The 25,430-nt window shown below is 72.0% G+C and carries 28 protein-coding genes; 19 read left to right on the top strand and 9 right to left on the bottom strand.

Going from position 1 to position 25,430, the window contains the following annotated elements; translation table 11 throughout:
* Nucleotides 1-13: 13 nt before the first annotated feature.
* From ACULK2_RS16675 to ACULK2_RS16665, 3 genes are all read right to left on the bottom strand, one after another.
* Nucleotides 14-862: an exodeoxyribonuclease III gene (locus ACULK2_RS16675; protein ID WP_445968016.1), complete on the bottom strand. Its 849-nt coding sequence runs from the start codon at nucleotides 860-862 to the stop codon at nucleotides 14-16.
* 51 nt (nucleotides 863-913) lie between these two features.
* On the bottom strand, nucleotides 914-1,438 hold the full coding sequence (locus tag ACULK2_RS16670; protein ID WP_445968017.1) for a DUF6328 family protein: 525 nt from the start codon (nucleotides 1,436-1,438) through the stop codon (nucleotides 914-916).
* 95 nt (nucleotides 1,439-1,533) lie between these two features.
* Nucleotides 1,534-1,902, bottom strand: a complete 369-nt coding sequence (locus ACULK2_RS16665; RefSeq protein ID WP_445968018.1) for a hypothetical protein — start codon at nucleotides 1,900-1,902, stop codon at nucleotides 1,534-1,536.
* 101 nt (nucleotides 1,903-2,003) lie between these two features.
* Between ACULK2_RS16665 and cofE (ACULK2_RS16660) the strand changes: the two genes are divergently transcribed.
* The 6 genes from cofE (ACULK2_RS16660) (at nucleotide 2,004) to fgd (ending at nucleotide 7,429) form a co-directional block, all read left to right on the top strand.
* Complete coding sequence (gene cofE, locus ACULK2_RS16660) at nucleotides 2,004-2,786, top strand: coenzyme F420-0:L-glutamate ligase (RefSeq protein WP_445968019.1); 783 nt, start codon at nucleotides 2,004-2,006, stop codon at nucleotides 2,784-2,786.
* A 103-nt stretch (nucleotides 2,787-2,889) separates the two neighbouring features.
* A complete protein-coding gene (locus ACULK2_RS16655) occupies nucleotides 2,890-3,663 on the top strand; it encodes a GntR family transcriptional regulator (protein WP_445968020.1) in 774 nt (257 codons plus the stop codon).
* A 169-nt stretch (nucleotides 3,664-3,832) separates the two neighbouring features.
* Complete coding sequence (locus ACULK2_RS16650; RefSeq protein WP_501045001.1) at nucleotides 3,833-4,804, top strand: TIGR03557 family F420-dependent LLM class oxidoreductase; 972 nt, start codon at nucleotides 3,833-3,835, stop codon at nucleotides 4,802-4,804.
* Nucleotides 4,801-5,652 carry a coenzyme F420-0:L-glutamate ligase gene (cofE, locus tag ACULK2_RS16645; protein ID WP_445968022.1) on the top strand — a complete coding sequence of 284 codons (852 nt, stop codon included), beginning with the start codon at nucleotides 4,801-4,803 and terminating at the stop codon, nucleotides 5,650-5,652. Before ACULK2_RS16650 ends, cofE (ACULK2_RS16645) begins: the two co-directional genes overlap by 4 nt.
* On the top strand, nucleotides 5,649-6,407 hold the full coding sequence (cofC, locus tag ACULK2_RS16640; protein ID WP_445968023.1) for a 2-phospho-L-lactate guanylyltransferase: 759 nt from the start codon (nucleotides 5,649-5,651) through the stop codon (nucleotides 6,405-6,407). The genes cofE (ACULK2_RS16645) and cofC overlap by 4 nt, the downstream gene beginning before the upstream one ends.
* On the top strand, nucleotides 6,404-7,429 hold the full coding sequence (fgd, locus tag ACULK2_RS16635) for a glucose-6-phosphate dehydrogenase (coenzyme-F420) (protein ID WP_445968024.1): 1,026 nt from the start codon (nucleotides 6,404-6,406) through the stop codon (nucleotides 7,427-7,429). Before cofC ends, fgd begins: the two co-directional genes overlap by 4 nt.
* Before the next feature lie 72 nt (nucleotides 7,430-7,501).
* Here the strand turns inward: fgd and ggt are convergent, their stop codons facing one another.
* Entirely contained in the window at nucleotides 7,502-9,346 is a 1,845-nt protein-coding gene (ggt, locus tag ACULK2_RS16630; protein ID WP_445968025.1) for a gamma-glutamyltransferase, read from the bottom strand.
* 220 nt (nucleotides 9,347-9,566) lie between these two features.
* Here ggt and ACULK2_RS16625 point away from each other — a divergent pair, with 220 nt between their 5' ends.
* The 3 genes from ACULK2_RS16625 to ACULK2_RS16615 are packed head-to-tail and all read left to right on the top strand — an operon-like array spanning nucleotide 9,567 to nucleotide 12,649.
* On the top strand, nucleotides 9,567-10,796 hold the full coding sequence (locus ACULK2_RS16625) for a LolA family protein (protein WP_501044938.1): 1,230 nt from the start codon (nucleotides 9,567-9,569) through the stop codon (nucleotides 10,794-10,796).
* Between the two features lie 10 nt (nucleotides 10,797-10,806).
* Nucleotides 10,807-11,769, top strand: a complete 963-nt coding sequence (locus ACULK2_RS16620; protein ID WP_445968027.1) for an ABC transporter ATP-binding protein — start codon at nucleotides 10,807-10,809, stop codon at nucleotides 11,767-11,769.
* Nucleotides 11,756-12,649: an ABC transporter permease gene (locus tag ACULK2_RS16615; RefSeq protein ID WP_445968028.1), complete on the top strand. Its 894-nt coding sequence runs from the start codon at nucleotides 11,756-11,758 to the stop codon at nucleotides 12,647-12,649. Before ACULK2_RS16620 ends, ACULK2_RS16615 begins: the two co-directional genes overlap by 14 nt.
* Nucleotides 12,650-12,694: 45 nt before the next feature.
* On the opposite strand, the gene ACULK2_RS16610 is transcribed toward ACULK2_RS16615, so the two are convergent.
* From ACULK2_RS16610 to ACULK2_RS16590, 5 genes are read right to left on the bottom strand one after another with little or no spacing between them, the layout of a single operon-like run.
* Nucleotides 12,695-13,321, bottom strand: coding sequence for an MSMEG_1061 family FMN-dependent PPOX-type flavoprotein (locus tag ACULK2_RS16610; protein WP_445968029.1), 627 nt, complete (start codon nucleotides 13,319-13,321; stop codon nucleotides 12,695-12,697).
* A complete protein-coding gene (locus ACULK2_RS16605) occupies nucleotides 13,318-13,815 on the bottom strand; it encodes a nucleoside/nucleotide kinase family protein (protein WP_445968030.1) in 498 nt (165 codons plus the stop codon). The genes ACULK2_RS16610 and ACULK2_RS16605 overlap by 4 nt, the downstream gene beginning before the upstream one ends.
* A gap of 53 nt (nucleotides 13,816-13,868) precedes the next feature.
* Nucleotides 13,869-14,732 (bottom strand): ATP-binding cassette domain-containing protein, encoded by an 864-nt coding sequence (locus ACULK2_RS16600; RefSeq protein ID WP_445968031.1) that lies wholly within the window; start codon nucleotides 14,730-14,732, stop codon nucleotides 13,869-13,871.
* Complete coding sequence (locus ACULK2_RS16595) at nucleotides 14,729-15,817, bottom strand: putative F420-0 ABC transporter permease subunit (protein ID WP_445968032.1); 1,089 nt, start codon at nucleotides 15,815-15,817, stop codon at nucleotides 14,729-14,731. The genes ACULK2_RS16600 and ACULK2_RS16595 overlap by 4 nt, the downstream gene beginning before the upstream one ends.
* Before the next feature lie 25 nt (nucleotides 15,818-15,842).
* Entirely contained in the window at nucleotides 15,843-16,865 is a 1,023-nt protein-coding gene (locus tag ACULK2_RS16590; protein WP_445968033.1) for a putative F420-0 ABC transporter substrate-binding protein, read from the bottom strand.
* A gap of 236 nt (nucleotides 16,866-17,101) precedes the next feature.
* Between ACULK2_RS16590 and ACULK2_RS16585 the strand changes: the two genes are divergently transcribed.
* The 10 genes from ACULK2_RS16585 (at nucleotide 17,102) to ACULK2_RS16540 (ending at nucleotide 25,409) form a co-directional block, all read left to right on the top strand.
* A complete protein-coding gene (locus ACULK2_RS16585) occupies nucleotides 17,102-18,052 on the top strand; it encodes an alpha/beta hydrolase (RefSeq protein WP_445968034.1) in 951 nt (316 codons plus the stop codon).
* Nucleotides 18,049-19,461, top strand: a complete 1,413-nt coding sequence (locus tag ACULK2_RS16580) for a dihydroorotase (protein ID WP_445968035.1) — start codon at nucleotides 18,049-18,051, stop codon at nucleotides 19,459-19,461. Before ACULK2_RS16585 ends, ACULK2_RS16580 begins: the two co-directional genes overlap by 4 nt.
* A gap of 2 nt (nucleotides 19,462-19,463) precedes the next feature.
* Nucleotides 19,464-20,471, top strand: coding sequence for an LLM class flavin-dependent oxidoreductase (locus ACULK2_RS16575; protein WP_445968036.1), 1,008 nt, complete (start codon nucleotides 19,464-19,466; stop codon nucleotides 20,469-20,471).
* Nucleotides 20,472-20,509: 38 nt separating this feature from the next.
* Complete coding sequence (locus tag ACULK2_RS16570; RefSeq protein ID WP_445968037.1) at nucleotides 20,510-21,346, top strand: ABC transporter ATP-binding protein; 837 nt, start codon at nucleotides 20,510-20,512, stop codon at nucleotides 21,344-21,346.
* On the top strand, nucleotides 21,343-22,176 hold the full coding sequence (locus ACULK2_RS16565; protein ID WP_445968038.1) for an ABC transporter permease: 834 nt from the start codon (nucleotides 21,343-21,345) through the stop codon (nucleotides 22,174-22,176). Before ACULK2_RS16570 ends, ACULK2_RS16565 begins: the two co-directional genes overlap by 4 nt.
* Entirely contained in the window at nucleotides 22,173-23,012 is an 840-nt protein-coding gene (locus tag ACULK2_RS16560) for an ABC transporter permease (RefSeq protein ID WP_445968039.1), read from the top strand. The genes ACULK2_RS16565 and ACULK2_RS16560 overlap by 4 nt, the downstream gene beginning before the upstream one ends.
* Before the next feature lie 10 nt (nucleotides 23,013-23,022).
* A complete protein-coding gene (locus tag ACULK2_RS16555; protein ID WP_445968040.1) occupies nucleotides 23,023-23,457 on the top strand; it encodes a RidA family protein in 435 nt (144 codons plus the stop codon).
* 354 nt (nucleotides 23,458-23,811) lie between these two features.
* Nucleotides 23,812-24,030, top strand: a complete 219-nt coding sequence (locus tag ACULK2_RS16550) for a hypothetical protein (RefSeq protein ID WP_501044937.1) — start codon at nucleotides 23,812-23,814, stop codon at nucleotides 24,028-24,030.
* The gene (locus tag ACULK2_RS16545; RefSeq protein ID WP_445968042.1) at nucleotides 24,027-24,371 is read left to right on the top strand and encodes a type II toxin-antitoxin system PemK/MazF family toxin; all 345 of its coding nucleotides are present in this window, start codon (nucleotides 24,027-24,029) and stop codon (nucleotides 24,369-24,371) included. The genes ACULK2_RS16550 and ACULK2_RS16545 overlap by 4 nt, the downstream gene beginning before the upstream one ends.
* A gap of 291 nt (nucleotides 24,372-24,662) precedes the next feature.
* On the top strand, nucleotides 24,663-25,409 hold the full coding sequence (locus ACULK2_RS16540) for a leucine-rich repeat domain-containing protein (RefSeq protein WP_445968043.1): 747 nt from the start codon (nucleotides 24,663-24,665) through the stop codon (nucleotides 25,407-25,409).
* Nucleotides 25,410-25,430 lie beyond the last annotated feature (21 nt).

Raw genomic sequence — 25,430 nt, 5'->3', positions numbered from 1 at the left:
GCCGACGGGACCTTCAGCCGAAGATCATCGGCAGGTCGTCGTCGTCGTCCTCCGAGGCGCCGCGATCGAGTTCCACGAGCACGGGCACGTGGTCGCTCGGCGCATCGCCCTTGCGCTCGTTGCGGTGGATCGAGGCATCCGTCACCTGGTCGGCGAACGCCGGCGACCCCAGGACGAAGTCGATGCGCAGGCCCTCGTTCCGCGGGAACCGCAGCTGCTTGTAGTCCCAGTAGGTGTACCCGGTCGGGACGATCGGTCGGACCACGTCGGTCATCCCGGCCTCCTCGAGCGCGCGGAACGCGGCGCGCTCGGGCGGGGAGACGTGCGTGGTGACGCCCTCGATGACCGTCGGGTCGCCGTTGTCCTCGTCGAGCGGCGCGATGTTGAAGTCGCCCATGAGCGCGAACGGGCGCTCGGGGCGACCGGTCGTCTCGGCGCGGGCGAGGTCGGCGAGCGCGGCGAGCCAGTCGAGCTTGTACGTGTAATGCGGGTCGCCGAGCGAGCGGCCGTTCGGCACGTAGAGGCTCCAGAGGCGGATGCCGTCGACCGTCGCGCCGATCGCGCGCGCCTCCTTCGGGAGGTCGGGCCCTTCCTGTCCCTTGAGGAAGCCGGGCATGCCGGGGAACTCGGTCTCGACCTCGGCGATCGGCAGGCGGCTCGCGATCGCGACGCCGTTCCACTGGTTCAGGCCGTGGAGCGCGACGTCGTACCCGGCCTGCTCGAACGCCTCGTGCGGGAACTGATCGGCCCTGCACTTGATCTCCTGCATCGCCAGCACGTCGACGTCCTCGCGGACCATCCAGTCGACCACCCGGCCGTGGCGGGTGCGGATCGAGTTGACGTTCCAGGTGGCGATGCGCATGGATTCCAGCCTAGGGTCGCCCGCCGACCCCGGATGCGCGCTCGCCCCGGGTCAGGCCGCCTGCGGGTCGCGAGGCTCGCGCTTGCCGATGCGGGGCACCACGATCCAGAAGATCAGCAGCAGCACGAGCGCCACGCTGCCCGCCGTGTACCCCGCCTCCCGGCTGACCGTGACATCGAAGATCAGCATCGCGACGCCGGCGGAGACGAGTGACACCACGACGAGCAGGCTGAGCAGCAGGCCGTTCGCGATGCGCACGACGCGCTCCTTCTGCTTCTGCCCGCTGAGCTGTCGATGCAGGATCACGGGCGCCAGGCCGAGCATCGTCGAGGTGGTCGCGAGCACGACGAGGATGAGGTAGATGGTGACCTCGCGCTGCTCGAGTTCCGCGAACTTCGGCTGGAACGCCACCGCGAGCAGGAAGCCCGTGATGAGCTGCGTGCCCGTCATGACGACCCGGAGCTCCTGCAGGATGTCGTTCCACTTGCGGTCGAGGCGCTCGCCGGGAGTCTCGTCGCGGTACTCCTCGGGATTCCCGTCCTCTGACAGCTGCTCTCGTGCCGGATCGTACGCCATGCGTGGATGCTACTGCCGGGCCATTCGGCGCCGCAGGCCCTTGTGCCCGGGCACGGCCGTGGTGCAGGCCTCCGGCGCGCACCGCGCGTCGCGGCTCAGCCGTTCGGCTGCACGCCGCTCGCGGCGATCGCCGCCCCCAGCACGAACGCCCCGACCATGAGCACCATGCCGACGAGCGGGATCCAGAACGCGATGCGCCTGAGGACCAGCAGGATCACCGCGCCGACGAGCGCGATCACCGCCACGCCGATCGGCAGGATCATCGCCACGAGCATGCCCGTGGCGATCAGGTCGGTGTCGCACGTCGACGACGCGCCGCACGAGTCGCCCGCGAAGGCGAGGAAGAACGAGAAGAACAGCAGCAGCAACGCCAGGCCCGCCATGACCACCAGCATCGCGATGGTGAGCACGAGGTCCCACACGATGACCGGACGCTTCACCGGCGCGGCGACGACCTCGGACATCACACCCCTCCCCGGCGCGCACCCCCGTGCGCCCGACCGAAGTCTGACAGCGGCGGGGGCTGCTGCCAAGATGTGAGGAGAGCCGAGCGGAGGGCGGGGACGTGAGGTACAGCATCGAAGGCGTCGAGGGCCTTCCCGAGATCACGGTCGGCGCCGACCTGGCCGAGCTGATCGTCGGCGCGGTCGACGAGCCGCTCGCCGACGGCGACATCCTCGTCGTGACGTCGAAGATCGTCTCGAAGGCCGAGGGCCGCGTCGTCCGGGCCGACGACCGGGAGCAGGCGATCACCGACGAGACCGTCCGCGTCGTCGCGACCCGGCAGACGGGCGACTCCACCACCCGCATCGTCGAGAACCGCCTCGGCATCGTCGGCGCCGCGGCCGGCGTCGACGCCTCGAACGCGCCGGAGGGGACCGTGCTGCTCCTCCCGGTCGACCCCGACGCCTCCGCGCGGGCGCTGGCCACCGGAATCCGGGCGCTCACGGGCGCGCGCGTGGGCGTGCTCCTCTCCGACACGCTGGGCCGGCCCTGGCGCGAGGGCCAGACCGACATCGCGATCGGCGCGGCCGGCGTGCACGTCTTCGACGACCTCCGGGGGCGGTCGGATGCCTCGGGGAAGCCGCTCGCGGTGACCATGCCGTGCGTGGCCGACGAACTGGCCGGCGCGGCGGAGCTCGTCAAGGGCAAGTCCGCAGGAGTGCCCGTGGCGGTCGTGCGCGGGCTCGGCCGGTTCGTCGGCGACCTCGACCTGCCGGGAGCGCGATCGATCGTGCGGCCCGCCGACCGCGACATGTTCCGGCAGGGCGCCGAGGAGGCCTACGACGAGGGCTACCGCGCGGGCTTCGACGAGGCGCAGGCCGAGGGGCCGCTGCGCACGCAGTGACGCCCCCGGCGCCCGCTCGGCGAACCTGCTCGATCTCGCCTGCGGCGATTTCTGGATCCAAGATGCAGACTTCACCGTGATCTTTCCGATACATTCGGGATCCATGACGGCAGGCGACAGCAACGGCGAGCGTGAGATCACCGACGTGGATGCGACCCGCGACCCGGAATCCGCGCTGGCCCGACTCGCCGGGCGTCACGCCGTCGGGTATCGGTCGGTGGGCGTGATGGCCTACGACATCATCCGCGAGGCGATCCTCGACGGGACCCTCCCTCCGGGCCACAAGCTGCGACAGGAGACGCTCGCGGAGCTGATCGGCGTCTCCCGGCTGCCGGTGCGATCGGCGCTGATCCAGCTCGAGTCCGACGGTCTCGTCGAGTTCCACGACCGACGCGGCGCCGTCGTCAAGTCGCTCTCGGTCGAGCAGGCGAGAGAGGTCTACCAGCTGCGCATCCTGCTGGAGACCGACGCGCTCCGGCAGTCGATGGCCGACATGACCGACCAGCGCCTCGCGCGTCTGCGCGAACTCGGTCGCGTCGCCGACGCGAAGCAGGAGGGCGGCGACTTCGTCGATGCCAGGACCGCGTTCTACGCCGAGCTCTACGACGCGGCACGCCGGCCGATCCAGTGGGAGCTCATCGAGCAGCTCCGGCTGAAGGTCGGGCGGTACATGCTGGGGTGGCGGCTCGTCGGCGACGACACGCACCATCATTCGCACGACGAGCTGACGGACGCGGTCGCCGCGGGTGAGGTCGGGCCCGCCGTGCGCCTGCTGCAGCATCACCTCGAAGGGGTGCGCGACGGCGTGCTCGAGATGCTCGAGGCGGAGTCGCCCGCCCAGGCCGCCCCGGCTCGTCGTCGGCGACCGCGGAGCTGAGACGGTCGGCTCCACGCATCCGCACGTTACGCTTGCATTCTGGATCCAGTATCCGAAATAATGGGCGAGCGGGGGGTGGACCCGCCGTTCGGGCCGACCGGCCCCGAATGACACCACTGCGACGACGCGTCAGGATGGAGGGGTGTCAGTGCACATCGGCTACGCCGCGATGCTCGAGCAGTTCCCTCCATCCGACGCGGTCGCCTACGCGGAACTGGCGGAGCGGCACGGCTTCTCGGGCACCATGGCGACCGATCACTTCCAGCCGTGGTTGCCGCAGCAGGGCCAGTCGGCGCACGTCTGGAGCGTGCTCGGTGCGATCGGCGCGCGGACGCGCGGCGATTTCGGTCCCGGGGTCACGACGCCGACCTTCCGCACGCACCCCGCCGTGGTCGCCCAGGCCAGCGCGACGCTCGCCTCGATGTACCCGGACCGGCACTGGCTGGGGATCGGATCCGGCGAGGCGCTCAACGAACACGTCGTCGGCGAGTACTGGCCCGAGGCCCACGAGCGCATCGCGCGCATGTTCGAGGCCGTCGAGGTCATCCGCAAGCTGTTCGCCGCGTCGATCGCCGGGCGCGAGGTCCGGCACCACGGCCCCCACTTCCGGATGGAGACCACTCGGCTCTGGACCATGCCGCCGGTCGCGCCCCAGGTGCTCGTCGCGACCGCGGGCCCCGTCACGGCGCGACGTGCGGGCAAGGCGGCCGACGGGCTGATCACCACGGGAGGTCCGTACGAGCGGCTGGCGGCGCTGGTCGCCCGGTTCGCCGAAGGGGCGCGCGAGTCGGGCCGCGACGCGAGCGCGATGCCGCGCGTCCTGCAGCTCCACGTGTCGTGGGCCGAGACCGACGCCGAGGCGATGCGCAACGCCCTGACCGAATGGCCGATCGGCGGGATGCGGTTCTCGCGCAGCGACATCCGGTCGCCCTTCGAGTTCGAGCAGCTCGCGCGCAGCGTGCGCCCCGAGGACTTCGAGGGTCGGATGCTCGTGTCCGCCGACCCCGACGTTCACCGTGCGCATCTCCAGCGGCACCTCGACCTGGGGTTCGACCGGATCTACCTCCACAACGTCGGCCGCAACCAGGAGCGGTTCCTCGAGGTGTTCGGGCGCGACGTGCTTCCGGGACTGCGGGCATGACCCGGAACGCACGAGCCTTCGCAGTGCGGGTGCTCGAGGGGATCGGCGAGATCCGGCAGGGCGACGACCTCGTCGAGGTCATCCTCGCCGCCGCCGGCGGCACGCTCGCCGACGGCGACATCCTCGTCGTCACCTCGAAGGTGGTCTCGAAGGCCGAGGGCCGGATCGTCCGCGCGGCCGATCGCGAACGGGCCATCAGCGACCAGACGGTGAGGGTGGTCGCGACCCGGGTGCACGAGGGCGGCGTCACCCGCATCGTCGAGAACCGGCTCGGCATCGTGGCCGCCGCCGCGGGCGTCGACGCGAGCAACACCGAGGAGGGCACCGTGCTGCTCCTCCCCGAGGACCCCGACGCGTCCGCCCGTGTCATCGCCGAGGGCCTGCGTTCGCGCACCGGCCGGCGAGTCGGCGTGGTCCTCAGCGACACGCTCGGCCGCCCATGGCGCGAAGGCCAGACCGACGTCGCGATCGGCGCGGCCGGCGTGCACGTGTTCGATGATCTCCGAGGCACGACGGATGCAGCGGGAAAGCCGCTCTCGGTCACCATGCCGTGCACCGCCGACGAGCTCGCCGCGGCGGGCGACCTCGTCAAGGGCAAGGCGAGCGGATGCCCCGTGGCCGTCGTCTCGGGCCTTGGGCACCTCGTCGGACCGCTCGACCTCCCCGGCGCCCGTTCGATCGTCCGGCCGCCGGAGCGCGACCTGTTCCGCCTCGGCGCCGATGAGGCGATGGCGCAGGGGATGACCGCCGGCCGGACCGCCGGCTACTCGGCAGGTCGATCGATCGGCTTCGCGGAGGGGTTCGCCGCGGCCCTCGCGGCCGCCGAGCGGGAGCGGGTGCGCCCGTGACGGGCCGCGCGGATGCCTCGGGCTGGACCGTCGTCGTCCCCGTGAAGTCGCTCGCGGGCGCCAAGACCCGGCTCGCGCCCGAGCTCGGGCCCGCGGAGCGGGCGGCGCTCGCCCGGGCGTTCGCGCTCGACACGATCGACGCCGCGCGCGCGTCCCGGGCCGTGCGGCGCGTCGTGGTCGTGACCGACGAGCCCGCGATCGAGCTCGCGCTGCGCGGCGTCGACGGGGTCGAGGTCGCGCCCGAGTTCGGTCCGCGCGGCCTCGCCGCCGCGATCGCGCACGGCATCGCCGTCGCCCGTGCCGAGATCTCATCCGGCACGGCCGTGCTGCTCGGCGACCTGCCGGCGCTCGCCCCGGGCGACCTCGATGCGGCGCTCGAGGCGGCGTCGCGGCATCCGCTCGCCTTCGCCGCCGACGCCGAGGGAACGGGCACCACGCTCGCGACCGCGCTCGCCGGGGTGCCGTTCGTCGCCCACTTCGGGCCGGGCTCTGCCGCACGGCACCGTGCGGCCGGCTTCACCGACCTCGTCGTCGTGCACTCCCGGGCGATCGCGCCGAGCCTCCGACGCGACGTCGACACGGCCGCCGAGCTCGACGAGGCCGGCGCACTCGGGACGGGCGTGCGCACGGCCGCGGTGCTGCGGGCGCTCGGCGCTCTCCCGGACGTCGCGCCGCGACATCCGCTCGACCCATCGACCGCGCCCCCGGGCGCCGCAACCGCGCCCCATGGCGCAGACAGGAAGGCAGCATCGTGACCCTGACCCTCGGATACAAGGCCAGCGCCGAGCAGTTCGACCCCCGCGAGCTCGTCGAGATCGCCGTCGCGGCCGAGGCGCACGGCATGGAGTCCGTCTGGACGAGCGACCACTTCCAGCCGTGGCGCCACACGGGCGGGCACGCGCCGTTCTCGCTGACCTGGATGGCGGCGGTCGGCGAGCGCACGTCGAACGTCAAGATCGGCACGAGCGTGATGACGCCCACGTTCCGGTACAACCCGGCCGTGCTCGCGCAGGCGTTCGCGTCGCTCGGCGTGCTCTACCCGGATCGCGTCGTCGCGGGCTTCGGCACCGGCGAGGCGCTCAACGAGATCGCGACCGGCTTCCAGGGTGCTGGCGAGCAGCAGTGGCCCGAGTTCCGCGAACGCTACGCGCGCCTGCGCGAGGCCGTTCGACTCATGCGCGCCCTGTGGAACGGGGAGCGGGTGAACTTCGAGGGCGAGTACTACTCGACGCACGACGCGTCGATCTACGACCGACCGGATGGCGGTGTGCCGATCTACATCGCCGCCGGCGGGCCGCAGGTCGCGAAGTACGCCGGCCGAGCCGGCGACGGCTTCATCTGCACCTCGGGCAAGGGCGCCGGGCTCTACGTCGACCAGCTCATGCCGGCCGTGAAGGAGGGCCTCGAGGCCCGGAACGACGGTCTCGCGTTCGACGGGTACGACCGCATGATCGAGATCAAGCTGTCGTACGAGGAGGACGAGGACGACGCACTCGACAACTGCCGGTTCTGGTCGCCGCTGTCGCTCTCGAAGCAGCAGAAGCACGACATCACCGACCCGGTCGAGATGGAGCAGGCCGCCGACGCGCTGCCCATCGAGGAGATCGCAGGGCGCTGGATCGTCGGCACCGACCCCGACCAGGTCGTCGCCGAGATCGGGCAGTACGTGGAGTGGGGCTTCAACCACCTCGTGTTCCACGCGCCCGGACACGACCAGCGGCGGTTCCTCGAGCTGTTCGAGCGCGACCTCGCGCCGAGGCTGCGGGCGCTGGGGTAGTCCGGTCGCGCCGGTGGTCGAGCCGGACGCTTCGCGCCCGACCCGACCACCGGCGGCCGGCCCGGGCCGGGCTCACCCGGCCGGCTCGAGCACCAGCCCCGTTCCGCCGCCGCGTCGCTCGGGCTCGGCCGCGGCGATCATGAGGCCGTCGGCAGCCACCTCGATCGTCGCCGCCGCGCCGATCTCCCCGGTCGGGGTGATCAGGTGACCGTAGGGAGCCAGGTCGTCGGCGTACTCCGCGATGAAGTCGGCCTCGGCGAGGACCGCGGCGGTGTTGCGCTGCGTCGCGCGCGGTGCGGCCACCGCCTCGGGCATCGTCATGCCCAGGTCGATGCGGTTCAGCAGGATCTGCACGACCGTCGTGATGATGGTCGATCCGCCGGGCGAGCCGAGGACGTAGCGGACGTCGCCGCCGTCGAGCACGATCGTCGGCGACATCGACGAGCGCGGTCGCTTGCCGGGCTCGACGATGTTCGGGTCGTCGGGGTTCGGCACGAAGCTGAAGTCGGTCAGCTCGTTGTTGAGGAGGAACCCGCGGCCCGGCACGGTCATGCCCGATCCGCCCGTCTGCTCGATCGTGAGCGTGTAGGCGACGGCGTCGCCCCACCGGTCGACGACCGAGAGGTGCGTGGTCGAGACGCCCTGGTCGACGGATGCCGCGGCCGCAGCGACCTCGCAGCCGGTCGCGTCGAGGTCGCCCGGTGCGACCGGCTTGACCGACGCCTGCTCGGGGTCGATCTCGCAGGCCCGCGAGTCGGCGAACCCCTGGCTGAGCAGCGTCTCGGTCGGAACGTCGACGAACGCGGGGTCGCCGACGTACGCGTTGCGGTCGGCGAACGCGTGCGCGGTCGACTCGAGGTACAGGTGCAGCGCCTGCCCCACGTCATCCGCCGACGGCTCGAAGTTCTCGAGGATGTTCAGCGACTCGCCCACGGTCGTGCCGCCCGACGACGACGGCGCCATGCCGTAGACGTCGAGGCCGCGGTACTCGACGTGCGTCGGGTCCTGCAGGAGCGTCTCGTAGTCGGCGAGGTCGTCGGCGGTCATGAAGCCCGGGTAGGCGGGCAGCATCGCGTCGTCGGTCGTGATCGGTTCCTGCACGAGCTCCGAGATCTCGCCGGCGATCGCGCCCTCGTAGAACGCGTCGGTGCCGCGCAGCGCGATCTCGCGGAGCGTCCTCGCCAGGTCGGGGTTGCGGAACGTCGAGCCGACCACGGGCAGCTCGCCGTCGGGCAGGAACAGCTCCGCAGTCGCCGGGAACTGCGCGAACCGCGCCTGGTTCGCCTCGGTCTGCGCCCGGAACGTCTCGTCGACCGTGAACCCGCGCGTGGCGAGCAGGATCGACGGCTTCAGCATCTCCTTCAGCGACTCGGTGCCGAACTCCTCGAGCGCGGCCTCCCAGGTCGCGAGCGTGCCGGGCACACCGACCGAGAGCCCGGACGAAACGGCGTTCGAGAAGGAGTACGGCGCCCCGGTCGCGGGATCGATGAACGCGTCGCTCTCCATCAGGGCCGGCGCCGTCTCGCGCCCGTCGATCGTCCGCACCTCCCCGGTGGCGGCGTCGAAGTGCACGAAGTACCCGCCACCGCCGATGCCGGCGCTGTACGGCTCCGTGACGCCGAGCGCTGCGGCCGTCGCGACGGCGGCATCCGCGGCGTTGCCGCCCTTGCGCAGGACCTCGAGGCCGACGCGGCTGGCCTCCGCGTCGACGGATGACACGGCTCCGCCGTATCCGCTCGAGGTCGCGGGCGACGGCGGCGCGGGCCGGCCCGCGTCGGCCGGCGGCCCCGGCGGAGCCGTGGGCGGGGCGGCCGCGGCGGGCGCGCCGATGGCGAGTGCGCCGGCCGCGGCGATGGCGACCGCGATGGTGAGACCGGTGCGCCGGAGTGTGGTGCGTGAGCGGACGTCGGTGTCCATGGTTCCCCCCGAACTGGTTACAGACGAATGCTGCCAACGCTAGACCCGCGACACGACACCGGGCTAGGGGGTTGCGACGAATCGCCGGGTGATCCCGCTGCCTGCGAGTTCGCTCCGCACCGGCCCGCGCCCCGCGGAGCGGGCGTAGCCTGAGGGCATGAGCCCACGCCGCACCGGGCCTACCCGAGTCCGAGCCCGCACCCTCGTCCCTGCGGTCGGGGTGCCCGTCGCGGTCGCGATCGCGGTGCTCGTGCCGATGCAGGCGAACGCCACCGTGGACCTTCCCGACCTCACCGCCGAGGAACTCCTCGAGTTCGCGCACTCGAGCGACGTCGACACGCTCTCGGGGACCGTCGAGCAGCGCTCCGAGCTCGGGCTCCCCGACCTCGCGGCGCTCATGGGGGGCTCCGACGACGAGAACTCCGAGGGCGCGGACACGGATGCCGCGGCATCCGACGCCCTCGCCGACCTCGTGTCGCTCGCCACCGGGAGTTTCGACGCGAACGTCTACCTCGACGGCGACTCGGCTCGGCTGCAGGTCCTCGACCGCATGGCCGAGCGGAACGTGTACGTGAACCCCGGTGTGGCGTGGTTCGTCGACTCCGAATCGCAGACGGCGACCCGGCTGAGCGTCGCCGCCGACGCCGACGTCGAGGGCCTCGAGGCCGAGCTCGACCGCCTCGCTGCCGAGGCGAGGGCCCAGGCGGAGGCCGAGCTTCCCGACGGCGAGCAGCTGCCGACCCCCCAGCAGCTGCTCGACCGCGCGCTCGATCGGCTCGACGAGACCACTGAGGTCTCGGTCGGGGCCGACGGGCGCGTCGCCGGCCGCGACGCCTACGAGCTGGTGCTCGAGCCGCGCACCGACGAGACGCTCGTCGGCGAGATCCGGATCGCGGTCGACGGCGAGAACGGGGCGGCCCTGGCGGCATCCGTCACCGCCCGCGGCGCCGATGCGCCCGCATTCGAGGTCGGTTTCACCGAGGTCTCGTTCGCGGCGCCCGATCCGTCGGTGTTCGCATTCGAGCCGAGCGACGCGTACACCCTCGAGGAGGAGGAGCTGCCGCTGCCGACGGTGGAGGAGCTCCGGCAGTGGGCGGCGGATGCCGAGGCCCGTGCCGCCGAGGGCGAGACGGATGGCGCGCCCGAACTGCCGCACCCGACGGTGCACGGCGAGGGCTGGGCGACCGTCGTGGAGATCGATGCGGCGACCGCCGCGAAGCTCATGGCCGAGCACCGCGCGGGCGACGCCGACGGCGTGGCACCGGCGACGGAGCCGCCGTTCACCGAGGGCGAGGCGCTCGGCCTGCTCGAGGTGCTGACCACGCCCGTCGACGGCGGGCGCGCGCTCCAGACCTCGCTGCTCTCCCTGATGCTCACCGACGACGGTCGCGCGCTCGCCGGCTCGGTCCCGGTCGACACGCTCGTCGGATACGCCGAGTCGGGCCGCTGACGGGCCGCCGGTGAGCGACCTCGCGATCCAGACGAACGGGCTCACGAAGCGCTTCCGCGCGCAGACGGCGGTCGACGGCATCGACCTCGCGGTGCCCCGCGGGTCGGTGTTCGGGTTCCTCGGGCCGAACGGGTCGGGCAAGACCACGACGATCCGCATGCTGCTGGGGCTCGTCGGCGCGACATCCGGAACCGCCCGCGTGCTCGGCACCGACATGCCGAAGGGGCTCGACGACGTGCTGCCGCATGTCGGAGCGCTCGTCGAAGGACCGGCGTTCGCGCCGTTCCTCTCGGGCGCGGCGAACCTCGCGCGATTCGACGCGGCCGACCGGTACGCGCCGCGGTCGACGCGTGCCGACCGCGTGGCCGACGCGCTCGAGCGCGTCGGCCTCTCGCACGCCGCGCGGAAGAAGGCCGGCGCGTACTCGCTCGGCATGAAGCAGCGCCTCGGGCTCGCCAACGCCCTGCTCATGCCGCGCGACCTGCTCGTGCTCGACGAGCCGACGAACGGCCTCGACCCGCAGGGCACGCGCGAGGTCCGGTCGCTGATCCGCTCGTTCGCGGCCGACGGCACGACCGTGTTCGTCTCGAGTCACCTGCTCGCCGAGGTCGAGCAGCTCTGCACCCACGTCGGCGTGATGAGCGCCGGTCGCCTGGTCGCCCAGGGCACGCTCGACGAGTTCCGGCGTTCGGGCGCGGCGCGCGTCGAGGTGGTCACGCCCGACCCCGGCGCGGCACGCGCGGTCCTCGCGCGGTTGGGCCTGACGGCGGATGCCGACGCCGCGCCCGACGCCGCAGCCGATGTCGACACCCTCGTGACCGCGGATCTCGGCGAGCACCCGCCCGACGCCGAGGCCGTCGTGGCGGCGCTCGTGCGCGACGGCGTGCGCGTCCGCGGATTCGCGGTGCGACGCACGAGCCTCGAGCAGCGGTTCGTCGAGCTCACGGGGGAGGGGTTCGATGTCGTCGCGTGAGGCCGCGACCGCCGCGACCGTCGTCGTCGCCCCCACGAGCGGTGGACCGACGGCCGAGCGCGGCGGCGGGCTCGCCTCGCTCCTCGCCTCCGAGACGGCGACCCTCTTCCGCCGGTGGCGCACCTGGGCGATGCTCGCGGCGCTCGCGCTCATCCCGATCCTCATCGCCGTCGCCATCCGCCTCGCCGGCCCGTCGGGCCCGGGCCGGGGGCCGGCGTTCCTCGACCAGGTCGCCGCCAACGGCCTGTTCGTCGGCGTGACCGCGCTCGTCGTCGCGACGCCCCTGTTCCTGCCGCTCACCGTCGCGGTCGTGTCGGGCGACACGATCGCGGGCGAGGCGAGCCTCGGCACCCTGCGCTACCTGCTCATCGCCCCCGCCGGCCGCCTGCGGCTGCTCGTCGTGAAGTACGCCGTCGCGGCGGTCTTCTGCGTCGCGGCGGCGCTCACGGTCGTCGTCGTCGGCACGCTCATCGGGTGGGCGCTGTTCCCCGTCGGGCCCGTCACCCTGCTCTCCGGCGGCGAGATCCCGGTCGGCGAGGGGCTCGCGCGCCTGCTCGCGATCGGCGCGTACGTCGCCGTCTCGATGCTCGGCCTCTCGGCGATCGGGCTCTTCGCCTCGACGCTCACGGTCGTGCCGGTCGGGGCGATGGCCGCGACCGCGATCCTCGCCGTGGTCGCGCAGATCGTCGGCGCGATCCCCCAGCTCGAGTGGGTGCACCCGTTCCTGTTCAGCGACCGCTGGTTCGACTTCGCCGACCTGCTCCGCTCACCGCCGTCGTGGGACTCGTTCGTCGACAACGCGCTGCTGCAGGCCGCGTGGATCGCGGTGTTCGGCGTGCTCGCAGCCTGGCGCTTCGCGACGCGCGACGTCCTGTCGTAGCGGCCGCGGGTCGCCGTGCGGCGCTCCCGTGCGCCGCGGCGCGCGTCATCCGTACATGCGCTCGGCGTACGCGGGGCCGTAGTACTCGTCGAGCTCGGCGACATCCGCCTCGGGCCGTTCGAGCGTCTTGGCGATGAGCGCGCGCCGGCGGACGGCGTCGGGCGCCCAGGTCTCGGGCTTCCACGCCTGCGAACGCAGGAACGCCTTCGAGCAGTGGAAGAACACCTCGTCGACGTCGACGAGGAGCGCGAGTGCCGGGCGGTGGCCCTTCACGACCATCTCGTCGAGGAACGGCGCGTCGCGCACGATCGTGGCGCGCCCGTTGATGCGAAGGGTGTCGCCGCGCCCGGGCACGACGAAGACGAGGCCGACGTGCGGGTTCCGCAGGACATTGTGGAAGCCGTCGGCGCGCCGGTTGCCGGGGCGCTCGGGAATCGCGATCGTCGTGTCGTCGAGCACGACCGCGAAGCCCGCGGGGTCGCCCTTGGGCGACACGTCGAGGTCGCCGTGCTCGTCGCTCGTCGCGACGAAGGCGAGGGATGCCGCCGCCAGCCATTCCCGGTCGATCTCGCCGAGCCGGCGCCGCGTCTTCTCGGCAGCGGCCCGGGTCGGCTCGCCGAGGATCGCCTCGAGCTCCTCGGCCGTGGTCACGGGGATGCCGCGGGCGCTCATGCCCGGGCCTCCGGGGTCGCGGCACGGCGCTCGCCGATGTTCGGCGGCAGCTTGCAGAGGTCGTAGAAGTAGCGCGTCGGCGCGGACTCGTCGGTGAGGTCGACGATCACGTTCGTGCCGGAGTGCGGGAGTTCGTCGCCCGCGAGCGTCCAGACCGTGAAGTGCCAGATGCCGCGCACGGCGTCGTTCAGGAGCCGGCGGCCGTCGACGACGAGCACGGCGTCCTCGCCGTCCGCGCCGGCGAGTGCGCCGGTGCGGAACGGTTCGACGGTGTCGGCGCGGAGCGCGGCCTCGTCGACGTCGCCGACGGAGACGCGGGCGACCTGCTGCCCGCGGTCGGCGAGGACGGCGGCGAGGTCGTCGGCGAAGCGCGCGGCGGGTGCCGCGGATCCGCCCTCGACGGCGACGAGCCGCCGGGCGCGCCACGAGTTGTGCAGGAACTCCTCTGCGACGGACTCGAGCAGTGCTCGGCGGTCCTCGGTCACCTGTGCCATGGTGGCCACGCTACGCCGACGCCGGCACCGCGGCATCCGCTCGTCTCGAGGGCCTACTCGGTCGCCGGCACGGGCACCGCCGCATCCGCGGGCGCGAACGCGAGCAGGGGTCGACCCGTCGACGGATGGCGCAGCACGCTGGCCTCGACGCCCCACACCGTGCGGATGAGCCGCGGCTCGAGCACGTCGGCCGGGTCGCCCGCGGCGACCACGACGCCGTTCGCGAGCACGACGACGTGGTCGGCGTACGACGCGGCGAGCGACAGGTCGTGCAGCGCGGCGAGGACGCTGAGCCCGTCGTCGGCGAGGCGGCGCAGCAGCGCGAGCGTGCCGAGCTGCGCGCGGATGTCGAGGTGGTTCGTGGGCTCGTCGAGGAGCAGCAGCTCGGGCTCCTGCGCGAGCGCACGAGCGAGGTTCACCCGCTGTCGCTCGCCGCCCGAGAGCTCGTCGTAGCGGCGGCCGGCGAAGCCGGCGGCGCCGGCGGCGTCGAGCGCGTGCGCCACGATCTCGCGGTCCCGGACGGAGTCGCCGCCCCAGGCCGACTGGTGCGGGATGCGCCCGAGGCCGACCACGTGCTCGACGCTGAGGCCGTCGGGGGCCTGCGCGTCCTGCTCGACGAGCGCGATGCGCCGCGCGCGCTCGCGGCGGCGGAGCGAGACGAGATCGTCGCCGTCGAGCGTGAGCGCGGCGACGTCGGGCGACTCGACGCCGGCGACGAGGTGCAGCAGGGTCGACTTGCCGGCCCCGTTCGGGCCGAGGAGCGCCCCGACGGCGCCGCGCGGGACCGTGATGTCGACGCCGTCGACGACGAGCCGCGAGCCGCGCGCGAACGAGACGCGCGAGCCCTCGAGCCCGGCGCCGGGGCGCGGCGTGCCGGGCCGCGATGCGCTCCGCGCCATCCGCTCGCCGCCGCTCACGAGACCCTCCGCGCGCGCAGCAGGAGGGCCGCGAACACCGGCCCGCCGACGAGCGCCGTGAGGATGCCGACGGGCAGCTCGCGCGGGTCGAACAGCGTGCGCGCGCCCGTGTCGACCCAGACGAGGAAGATCGCGCCCGCGAGCGCCGACAGCGGCAACAGCGCGCGGTGGCGTGAGCCGACGACGAGCCGCACGGCGTGCGGCAGGATCAGCCCGACGAACCCGATCGCGCCGCTCACCGCCACGAGTGCGCCCGTGAGCAGCGCGGTCGCGACGAGCAGCAGCGTCCGCGTGCGCGCGACGTGCACCCCGAGGGCGGATGCCGCGGTGTCGCCGAACGCGAACGCGTCGAGCGTGCGCCCCGTCGTGACGAGCGGCAGCCCGACGACCGCGACCGCCGCGCCGGCGAGCGCCGCGGCGGGCCATCCCGCGCCGGCCAGCGAACCGAGCAGCCAGTTGAGGATCTCGCGGTAGCTGTCGGTCGTGGCGCTCCAGAAGATGACGAGGCTCGTCACCGCGCCGAACACGGCCGACACGGCGAGCCCGGCCAGCACCGTCGTGGTCGGGCTGAGGCCGCCGGCCGCGCGCGCGAGGCCGAGCGTCGCGGCGAGAGCCGCCAGCGCGCCGGCGAACGCGGCGATCGGGAGGGCGACGGCCACCCCGAGCACGAGCACGATCACCGCACCGACGGAGGCGCCCGACGACAGGCCGAGCAGGTACGGGTCGGCGAGCGGATTGCGGGTGAGCGCCTGCATCACGACGCCGCAGATCGCGAGGCCCGCGCCGACGGCCGCGGCGGTGAGCACTCGCGGCATCCGCAGCTCCCACACGATGGCGTCGCGGAGCGGCGCGAGCGTCGGCTCCCCGAACCCGAGGTGCGCGGCGATCGACGCGAGCACGTCGCCGGGCGCGAGTCCCGCCGGCCCGATGGTCACGGCGAGCACGACGGATGCCGCGAGCAGCGCGACGAGCGCGACGCCGACGCCGACCGCGGTCGCCGTGCGGGTGCGCGCGGGTGCGGGTGCGCCCGGCTCGCGGGGCGCCCGCGTCGCGGCATCCGCTCGCCCGCTCGCCTGTACCGTCATGGCTCCACTCCCTCCGACTCGCGCCTCAGAACGCCCCGAGCTGCTCCACGATCGAGGCGACGGCGTCGACGTTCCGGACGCCCGCCTCGGTCGACGGGAAGTCGACGACCACGTATCGACCCTGCTGCACCGCGGGCATGGCGGCCGTCGCGGGGTTCGCCTCGAGCCGTTCGATCTTCGACTCCGCGGTGTTCCAGGCGGCATCGACCAGCACGATCACATCGGGGTCCGCGTCGACGACGGCCTCCCACGAGAGCGAGGTCCAGGTGTCGTGCACGTCGGCCGCGACGTTCGTCAGGCCCGCGGCCTCCATGATCATCTGCGGTGCGCCGATGCCGGCGCCGACGAACGGCTGGTCGTCGCCCGAGGAGTACCAGAGGGCGGTCAGCCCGTCGTCGTTCGGCTCGATCGCCTCGAGCGCGGCGCGCTGCTCGGCGACGAGGTCGGTCGCGGCATCCGTCGCACCGAAGATCTCGCCGGCCTCGGCGAAGTCGGCGAAGACGCCGTCGAAGGTGAGCGGGTCGGGCATGTAGCCCTCGGCCTTGCAGGCGGCCGGCGCGACGTAGGTGTGCACGCCGAGCTGCTCGAGCGTTCCGCGGTCGCCCGCGCCCTCGGCGGAGAGGTTCGACTCCCATCCGGCGAACACGAGGTCGGGCTCGGCGGCGAGGGTGGTCTCCTGCGAGGGCACCTTGTCGGACAGGATGTCGATGCCCGCCGCCGCGTCGGCGAACTCGTCGGGAACGGGTCCGTCGGTGAACGCGGCGCCGACGATGCGGTCCTCGAGGCCGAGCGCGAGCATGAGCTCGAGCGTCGACGACTTGATCGTGACGACGCGTTCGGGGGCGGCGTCGAAGGTCACCTCGGTGCCGCAGTTGTCGACGGTGACGGGGAAGCCGGACGGTGCGTCGCCCGTCTCGCCGGCGGAGTCGGCTGCGCCGTCGGCGTTCGCCGTCGACGCGCAGGCGACGAGCAGGGCGACGGATGCTGCGGCGGCGAGCGGCGCGAGGGCGCGGGCGGCGCGGGTGCGGGGATTCGTGAACCTGGGCATGGGGACCTCCGGGACGGTGTGCGTGCGTGATCCGACGAACGTCGGCGACTCGCGGCCCAATCCCGGGCCGGCCCGACCGGTCAATCCGAACCGGCGGTCACTCGTCATCATTCCACGCGATGGAATTCGATTCAATACTGGATTCTGGATCCAAGATGCGGCATGATCCAGATCACGGGTGCAGGAATCCACCCGAACCACGCGTCGCAGCGTTCACACGGAAGGACGTCGCATCCATGCAGACGACACCGATCGAGTTCTCCAGCGAGGGAGACCGCCTCGCCGGGCTCTGGCGCACCCCCGACGGCCCCGGACCGCACCGTGCGATCGTCCAGGGCCCCGGCTGGCTCGGGCTCAAGGACGCCAAGCTCTACGTCCGCTACCACGAGGCGCTCGTCGCCGCCGGCTTCGGCGTGCTCGTCTTCGACTACCGCGGCTTCGGCGACTCCGGCGGCGACCGCGGCATCCTCTCGCCGGCGCGCCAGCTGCAGGACCTCGTCAACGCCGTCACCTACCTGACGACGCGCGACGACGTCGACGCCGACGCGATCGGCGTGTTCGGCACCGGCGGCACCGGCGGCGGGAATGCCGTGCTGCTCGCCGACGCCGACCCGCGCGTGAAGGCCGCGGTCAGCCAGGTCCCCGTCGCCGACGGCACCGACTGGCTGCACCGCATGCGCCAGGAGCACGAGTGGCTCGCCTTCCTCGCCGCGCTCGAGGAGGACCGCCGCCTGCGTGTCACGACCGGCACGGGCCGCCTCGTGCACCCGCGCGAGGAGATCATGGTGCCCACGCCCGAGCGTCGGGCGACCACGATCAAGGCCGACGTCGACGACCGCATCCCGAGCGCCATCCCGCTGTCGTGCGCCGAGGAGATCCTCGCGTACCGGCCCATCGACGCGGCGTCCCGCCTCACCACCCCGCTGCTCGTCATCGGGGTCGAGGGCGACGCCACCACGCCGACCGACCACGCCGAGCGGCTGTACGCGGCCGCACGCGGCCCCAAGCAGCTCGTCATGCAGCGGCACACCACGCACTACGCCGCGTACGACCGCTACTGGGAGCAGACCACCCCGCTGATCGTCGACTGGCTCGACCGCTACGTGCGCCCGAGCCACGTCGACGTCCGCACCACCCGCTCGCCCGGCCAGGGCGAGTCGATCGACCGCATGGAGGCACCGCAGTGACCATCGACCTGAGAATCGCCGGGGGGATCGTCGTGACCCCGTCCGGCCCGACCGCCGCCGACCTGCTCGTCGACGACGGGCGCGTCGCCGGCCTCGTCGCGCCGGGCGTCGCCGTCGAGGCCGAGCGCACGATCGACGCGACCGGGCGCCTGGTCCTGCCCGGCATGGTCGACGTCCACGTGCACACCCGCGAGCCCGGCTACGAGCACAAGGACGACATCCTGACGACCACGCGCCAGGCCGCCGCCGGAGGCGTCACGACCATCTTCGGCATGCCCAACCTGAACCCGCCGACCGTCGACGTCGAGACCCTCACCGACGTCTTCGAGCGGTACGCGGCGACGTCGATCGTCGACTGGAACCACAACCCGGCGCCGACGAAGTTCGACGACATCGTGCCGATGGCCAAGATGGGCATCAACGCCTACAAGATCTACATGGTCGTCGACACCGGCCGAACCTACCCGCACCCGGCCGGCACGGGGATCCACGACCACGGCCACCTGCTGCAGATCATGGACCGCATCGCCGGCACCGGGAAGCGCTTCATCGTGCACCCGCACGACCAGGCGCTGATGGACTACATCGAGGGCGAGGTGCTCGCGCGCGGCGAGAACACGCCGCAGGGCTACGCCTCGGCGTACGCCGCTCGCGAGGGCGTCATCTGGGACACCGCGATCGACGTGATCCTGCGGCTCGCCGAGGCATCCGGATGCCCCGTGCACATCGCGCACATCCAGACCCGCCGCTCCATCGAGGCCGTGCGGCGCGCCAAGGCGGCCGGTATCGACGTGACGTGCGAGGTCAACCACTGGGCGCCGTTCCTCTCCACCTGGAACGACATCGAGACCCTCGGCCCGTACGCGCTGTCGTACTGGGTGCCCGACGAGAACCGCACCGCGATCTGGGAGGGCATGCGTGACGGCACGATCGACATCGCGAGCTCCGACCACGCCCCGCACACCCGCGAGGAGAAGGAGATCGGCTGGACCGAGATGTGGAGCGCCCACACCGGCACGCCGGGCATCCAGTACTACTACGAGCTCATGCTCGACGCCGTGAACCGCGGCGAGCTGACCCTCGAGCGCGCGGTCGACATGGTCGCCCGCATCCCGGCAGAGAAGTTCGGGCTCTCGGGCGTGAAGGGCAGCCTCGAGGTCGGCGCCGACGCCGACATCGTGATCGCCGACATGCAGCACGAGTGGACGATCACGAACGACGACGTGCTGTCGAAGATCGGCTGGACGCCGTACGACGGCCGCACCATCAGCACCCGGATCGAGCGCACCCTGGTGCGCGGCCGGGACGTCTACGCCGACGGCGCCGTCGTCGGCGAACCCGGATACGGGAAGCTCGCGGCCGCTCCGGCCGAACTCGCGGCCGAGACGGCCGGAACGGAAGGGAACTGACCATGGCGATGAAGTTCGGACTGCTGCTGCCCCACTTCGGCGAGGAAGCCAGCCGCGAGAAGCTGCTCGAAGGCTCGAAGCTCGCCGAGCAGATGGGCTTCGACTCGGTGTGGGTGCGCGATCACCTGGTGTTCGAGCCGCACGGCGAGATGGAGAAGCCCAACCGCACCTTCTACGACGCGCTCACCACGCTGACCGCGATCGGCGCGGTCACCGAGAAGCTCGAGCTCGGCACCGGTTCGCTCATCCCGTTCCGGCACCCGCTCCTCACCGCGCTCATGGCCGGCACGATCACGCAGCTCGTCGGGCCGCGTCTCATCCTCGGATTCGGCGCCGGAACGTTCGACCACGAGTTCGAGGCGATCGGCTGGGGCGACCTCGACCGCGTCGAGGCGGTGCGCTCCAACGCCGAGATCCTGAAGCGCGTGTTCACCGAGAACGACGTCACCTACGACGACGGGATCTTCTCGTTCGAGAACGTCACGATCGAGCCCAAGCCGGTCGGCGGGCGGGTGCCGTTCTGGTACTGCGGCGCGACGCCGCGCTCGGCGCGCCTGGCCGCCGAGTACGCCGACGGCTGGATGCCCGGGCGCATCTCGCTCGCGACGATGGAGAAGCGCATCGCGACCATGCGCGACATGACGGATGCCTCGGGCCGCCCGATGCCGACCGTCGCCGTCATCCCGCCCACCTCCATCGAGGAGACCCGCGAGGAGGCGCTGAAGCACGTGAACATCCCCGGGCTGCTGGCGTGGGCGAACAAGGCCAAGTTCGCGGTCAAGCCGCCCTCGGGTAGGTTCGAGACCGTCGAGGACCTGGCGGGCCAGCTCATCGTCGGCGACCCCGACGAGGCCGTGGAGGAACTCAAGAAGTTCGAGGCCATCGGCACCGAGCACCTGGTCTTCGACTTCCGGTTCAAGTTCGACCGCTTCTTCGAGCAGATCGAGCTGCTCGGCACCGAGGTCCTGCCGAAGATGCGGGAGCACGCCGCCGAACCGGCCCTGACGTGAGCGACGGAGCTCCCGTGAGCGTGGAAGAGGGTACTGCGATGACGACGACGACCATCGAGCCGGCCGGAGGCGAGGCATCCGCTGCCCCGCTGATCTCGGTGCGCGACCTGACCGTGAGCTACGACGTGGCCCGGACGGGTTCGAAGCTCATCGCGATCGAGGGCGTCGATCTCGACGTGCGCGAGGGCGAGTTCGTGACCGTGCTCGGCCCGTCGGGGTGCGGCAAGACGACGTTCATGAACGTGATCGCCGGGCTCGTGAAGCCCACGGGCGGGGAGGTGCTCGTGGCCGGTCAGCCGGTGACGGGCCCCGGGCCCGACCGGGCGGTCGTGTTCCAGGACTACGCGCTGCTGCCCTGGCGCACGGTGTTCGACAACGTGCGGTTCGGCCTCGAGATGCAGAAGGCGCTGAAGGGCAGCGGATGGCGCGACCGCGTGCAGGAGGCGATCGAGCTCGTCGGACTCGCGGGCTTCGAGCAGTCGTACCCCCGCGAGCTCTCCGGCGGCATGCAGCAGCGCGTCGGGCTCGCCCGCGCGATCGTGGCGCAGCCGCGGATCCTGCTCATGGACGAACCGCTCGGCGCGGTCGACGCCCTCACCCGCGAGGTCATGCGTGAGGAGATCGAGAAGCTCATCGCCGCGACCGGCAAGACGGTCCTGTTCATCACCCACTCGATCGAGGAGGCGATCCTGCTCGGCGACCGCATCGTCGTGTTCAAGAGCCACCCCGGTGCGATCAAGGAGGTCATCCAGACCGGGCTCGAGCGTCCGCGCTCGGAGCGCAGCGTCCAGAGCGACCCGCGCTTCCTCGAGCTGCGCGACCACCTGTGGGAGGCGCTGCAGGGCGAGGCGACGGCGGCGGCGGTCTCGAAATGAGCGCCTTCCTCGCTTCGGGGCCGAACCTCGGGCGCGGCGGCGTCGCGGGCTGGCTCGCCGGGCTGAGCGCGCGCGGCAAGGCGTTCGTGCTGGCCGGCGAGGTCGTCGTGATGCTCATCCTCTGGGAACTCGTGGTGGGCGTGCTCGGCTGGATCAACCCGGTGTTCTTCCCGCCGCCCTCGGCGATCTGGCAGGGCTTCGTGGAGCTGGTCCAGAGCGGCGCGCTCGCGGCGAACCTCCCGGTGTCGATCCAGGCGTGGCTGACCGGCTTCGCGATCGCCGTGGCCATCGGCATCCCGGTGGGGCTGCTCATGGGGTCGGTGCTCGCGGTCGACCGCATCGTCGGGCCGATCGCCTGGACGATCTACGCGACACCCGCGATCGCCTACCAGCCGCTCGCGAAGGCGTGGTTCGGCTTCGGCATCGGCCCGGTGATCTTCCTCGTCACCATCAGCGCGTTGTTCCCGATCCTGCTGAACATCGCGGCGGGGATGCGCACCACGAACCAGTCGATCATCAGCGCGGGGCGCGTGTACGGGGCGAACCGGTTGCAGCTCTATCGCTCGGTCTTCCTGCCGTCGACCGTGCCGTTCCTGTTCGCCGGCCTCCGGCAGGCCGTCGTGCTCGCGACGATCGGCATGGTCGTGGCGGAGCTCGCGGGCTCGGCCGCGGGCATGGGTGCGCTCATCATCCGCGCCGCCAACACGTACCAGACCGACCAGGCCTTCGCGGCGATCGCCGTCGTGGTGGTGTGGAGCGTCGGGATGACCCAGGTGGTGACCCTCGTGGAACGCTGGGTCGCCCCGTGGACGAGGAAGGGCCGACGATGACCGTCACGTCAGCGACCGGCACCAACCGGATCGTGCGCCCGCGCCGTGTGGTGCGCGCCGGCGAGGCCAAGTGGGGGCTGCTGCTGCTCGCAGTGGTGGCCGGCATCCTGCTCATCTGGGAGGCGGCGGTCAGCTGGTTCCAGCTCGTGCCGGCCGCGTTCCTGCCGCCGCCCTCCGAGATCATCGTCGCCTTCGTGCGCCTGCTCGGCGAACCCGAGTTCTGGGCGGCGTTCGCCTACAGCATGACCAACGTGCTCATCGGGCTCACGATGGCGATCGTCGTCGGCGTGGTCGTCGGCCTCGCGGTCGGCTGGTCGCCGGTGCTGAGATTCACCGTGGCGCCGTTCCTCTGGCTGCTCTACTCGACGCCCAAGGTGGCGCTGGCGCCGCTCTTCATCCTGATCCTCGGGCTCGGCAACGAGTCGAAGATCGCCCTGGTGTTCCTGCTCGCGGTGTTCCCCATCATCCTCAACACGATGGAGGGTGCCGTCACGGTCAGCCCGTCGCTCGTCAACGCGGGCCGCGTGTTCGGCGTGAACGGCATCTTCCTGGGCTGGAAGGTGATCTTCCCGGCGACGCTGCCGTACAGCCTGTCGGGCATCCAGCGCGGCGCCGCGCTCGGGTTCACGGGCGAGGTGCTGGGCGAGTTCCTCGGCGGCACCGGTGGCCTCGGGCACCTGCTCGAGTTCGCGGCGTACCAGTTCATGATGGCCGAGGCCATCGCGATGGTGATCGTCATGGTGATCATCGCGAACCTCACCCTGTGGCTGATCTCGACGCTGCGGCGCCGGCTCGCGCCCTGGTACGACGACCGCAAGATCGTCGGGGCGTCGTAGGAGGCCGCGCATGCACAAGCGGATCATCGAGCCCGTCGGGGTGTACCCGCCGACGGCCGACTTCAGCCAGGCCATCCGCGTCTCCGGCGGCGACCTCGTCTTCGTGAGCGGCATCATCGGCATGCGGCCGGACGGCACCATGCCCGACGGCACGCGGGAGCAGGTCGAGCTCGCCTTCGCGAACCTGGCCCGGGTGCTGGACGCCGCGGGCGCGACCCCCGCGGACGTCGTCAAGGTGAACGTCTTCGTCCGCGACGACTTCCGGCTCGTGCGCGACGACGTTCGCGAGATCCGCGCCCGCTACTTCACGCACGACTTCCCCGTGTCGACGCTCGTGCAGGTCGCCGGCTTCGCCGGCCCCGAGTACCGCTTCGAGATCGAGGCGATCGCGGCCGTTCCCACCCGAGCGGATGCCGCGGCGCCGGCCGCCGCCCCCGGCGGCTGACGCCGCATCCGCCTCACAGACCGCCGGCCCCCGTTTCATGCGCGATGACGGGGGCCGGCTGCCGACCTGCCCGCACCTGCCCCGCTGTCGCGGAGAGGGAGTCCTCATCGGGCGGAATGTCCGGCGGCTGGATCGGCGACGGGTTCGTTTCATCGGCCGTCGCGGCGTCCGAAGGCGTCCGCGGGGAGCGCTGGGACTTCGCCCACGTGTGCGGTGACTCGCGGTACGGCGACGATGGCACTACGACGACGTTGCGGGAGGACTGCCCGATCAAAGGAGTGACGCCACCGAATCGTTGAGGGATGGTGCGTGAGCAGCGGGCGGTATACTTCGAGTATGACTACGACGATCAAGGTGAGCGACGAGCTCCGCGACCGGCTCAAGGAACAGGCCGCGCGCGACGGGCTCACACTCGGCGCGCACCTTGCTCATCTTGCGGATGCCGAAGACCGCCGCTGGCGACTGAGCAGGTTGAAGGCGGCGATCGCACGAACCGGTGCCATGGATTCCGAATCGCACGCGGCGGAGTCCGCCGACTGGGAGCGAACCGAACTGGCTGACGCCGACTCGTGACCGACCTCGAGATCGCCCCGGGCGTGATCGCCTGGGCTGCACTCGAGCCGGTTCGCGGCCGCGAGCAGGGCGGGCACCGCCCCGTCCTGGTCGTCGCATCCGACGGCTACCTCGACGCGGTCACCACGCTGGTGATCGTGCTGCCCATCACGACGACCGACCGCGGGTGGCCCAACCACATCCGCGTCGACGGACCCGGCGGGCTCGACCGGCCGTCCTGGATCATGACGGAGCAGCCGCGCACCCTCTCACGCGAGCGCCTCACGGGAGTCGCCGGCGAGATATCGATGGACTGCCTCGCATCGGTCCGCTCCTGGCTCGGTGACTTCCTCGACCTCTGAGAACCCACAGATCTCGATCCCGCGCGATGTCCTGTTGGCCGCCGGCGCACCGCCGGACGCTCAGGACAGACACGGAAACAGCGCGCTGTGGGTGGCCGAGTCAACTCGAATGGGCGCCGTGAGGTCATCCGCGCCCTGCTCGATCACGGGGCGGATCCTGAGTTGGAGAACAACCACGGCACCACGCCCCGAGCAGCTGCGTCTTCGATCGCGAACTACGACGTGGCGACTCACTTCGATTGACACCGTCCCACTGAGGGGTCGCTGGCGGACGTGCTGCAAGATGTTCGGGTGGCAACCTTCTTCAGGCGTCGACGGGAGGCGCTTTGGCGTGTCGAGCAGTATCGAGGTCAACGCTCGATCGAGGTTCACGCCACACAGTTGGACGCGCACGGGGTCACGAAACGCAGCGCGCAGAAGCGGATCCTGGCCGAGTGGGTCGAATTCCTCGGCGAGTCGACCACTCGCATCACGGACCTGAATCTCGCCTGTCGAGTACCGCAGGATCTCCTCGACGCAACCGGCGGGCAACCTCAGTTGGAGTCGCTCGCGGTGAAGTGGGGCCCGTACACGGACCTGCATGCGTTGTCTTCGATGAAGGCGCTGCGCACGTTGTCGCTCGGCGGTGCCCGCGCGGTCACCGATCTTCGACCGCTGGCGACGCTTGGCAAGCTCCAGACGCTGGTGGTCGACCAGCCCTTCGCGCTCAGCAACCCGGAGGTGATCGGTCAGCTTCAGTCGCTCGAGTACCTTGCTTTCGGCAACGGCCACCTGGGTTCGGACCGCACGCTCGACGTGTCCGACCTCGAATGGATCGGGCAGCTTCCGAATCTCCGAACCCTGCACCTTCCGGGGACCCGACTCCCGGCCGAACAGCTTGCGACGCTTGCAGCTCTTCCCGAGCTGGTAGAGCTGCGCATCCCACTACGCCGCGCGTACAGGAAGACGGTGTTCGACCTCGCACCCGGCAACACGGCGTTCGCGGACCTCGCGCGGGAGTACGAAGGGCTTGAGGAGCTCCGGGCGAATTGGCGGTAGGTCCCCTCGGCACAGCTGCGC

This window comes from Agromyces molybdatiresistens (genome assembly GCF_052748445.2).
The sequence above is the reverse complement of the archived record's forward strand: the minus strand, read 5'-3'. Positions and strand labels throughout refer to the sequence as shown.

Coding starts and splice junctions, on each gene's coding strand:
- ACULK2_RS16610 (WP_445968029.1), bottom strand. CDS start 13,321: ATGAGCGCCCGCGGCATCCCCGTGACCACGGCCGAGGAGCTCGAGGCG.
- ACULK2_RS16675 (WP_445968016.1), bottom strand. CDS start 862: ATGCGCATCGCCACCTGGAACGTCAACTCGATCCGCACCCGCCACGGC.
- ACULK2_RS16555 (WP_445968040.1), top strand. CDS start 23,023: ATGCACAAGCGGATCATCGAGCCCGTCGGGGTGTACCCGCCGACGGCC.
- ggt (WP_445968025.1), bottom strand. CDS start 9,346: ATGGACACCGACGTCCGCTCACGCACCACACTCCGGCGCACCGGTCTC.
- cofE (WP_445968022.1), top strand. CDS start 4,801: ATGACCCGGAACGCACGAGCCTTCGCAGTGCGGGTGCTCGAGGGGATC.
- ACULK2_RS16595 (WP_445968032.1), bottom strand. CDS start 15,817: ATGACGGTACAGGCGAGCGGGCGAGCGGATGCCGCGACGCGGGCGCCC.
- ACULK2_RS16585 (WP_445968034.1), top strand. CDS start 17,102: ATGCAGACGACACCGATCGAGTTCTCCAGCGAGGGAGACCGCCTCGCC.
- ACULK2_RS16565 (WP_445968038.1), top strand. CDS start 21,343: ATGAGCGCCTTCCTCGCTTCGGGGCCGAACCTCGGGCGCGGCGGCGTC.
- ACULK2_RS16655 (WP_445968020.1), top strand. CDS start 2,890: ATGACGGCAGGCGACAGCAACGGCGAGCGTGAGATCACCGACGTGGAT.
- ACULK2_RS16665 (WP_445968018.1), bottom strand. CDS start 1,902: ATGTCCGAGGTCGTCGCCGCGCCGGTGAAGCGTCCGGTCATCGTGTGG.
- ACULK2_RS16575 (WP_445968036.1), top strand. CDS start 19,464: ATGGCGATGAAGTTCGGACTGCTGCTGCCCCACTTCGGCGAGGAAGCC.
- ACULK2_RS16570 (WP_445968037.1), top strand. CDS start 20,510: ATGACGACGACGACCATCGAGCCGGCCGGAGGCGAGGCATCCGCTGCC.
- ACULK2_RS16650 (WP_501045001.1), top strand. CDS start 3,833: ATGCTCGAGCAGTTCCCTCCATCCGACGCGGTCGCCTACGCGGAACTG.
- ACULK2_RS16560 (WP_445968039.1), top strand. CDS start 22,173: ATGACCGTCACGTCAGCGACCGGCACCAACCGGATCGTGCGCCCGCGC.
- ACULK2_RS16605 (WP_445968030.1), bottom strand. CDS start 13,815: ATGGCACAGGTGACCGAGGACCGCCGAGCACTGCTCGAGTCCGTCGCA.
- ACULK2_RS16615 (WP_445968028.1), top strand. CDS start 11,756: ATGTCGTCGCGTGAGGCCGCGACCGCCGCGACCGTCGTCGTCGCCCCC.
- ACULK2_RS16670 (WP_445968017.1), bottom strand. CDS start 1,438: ATGGCGTACGATCCGGCACGAGAGCAGCTGTCAGAGGACGGGAATCCC.
- ACULK2_RS16590 (WP_445968033.1), bottom strand. CDS start 16,865: ATGCCCAGGTTCACGAATCCCCGCACCCGCGCCGCCCGCGCCCTCGCG.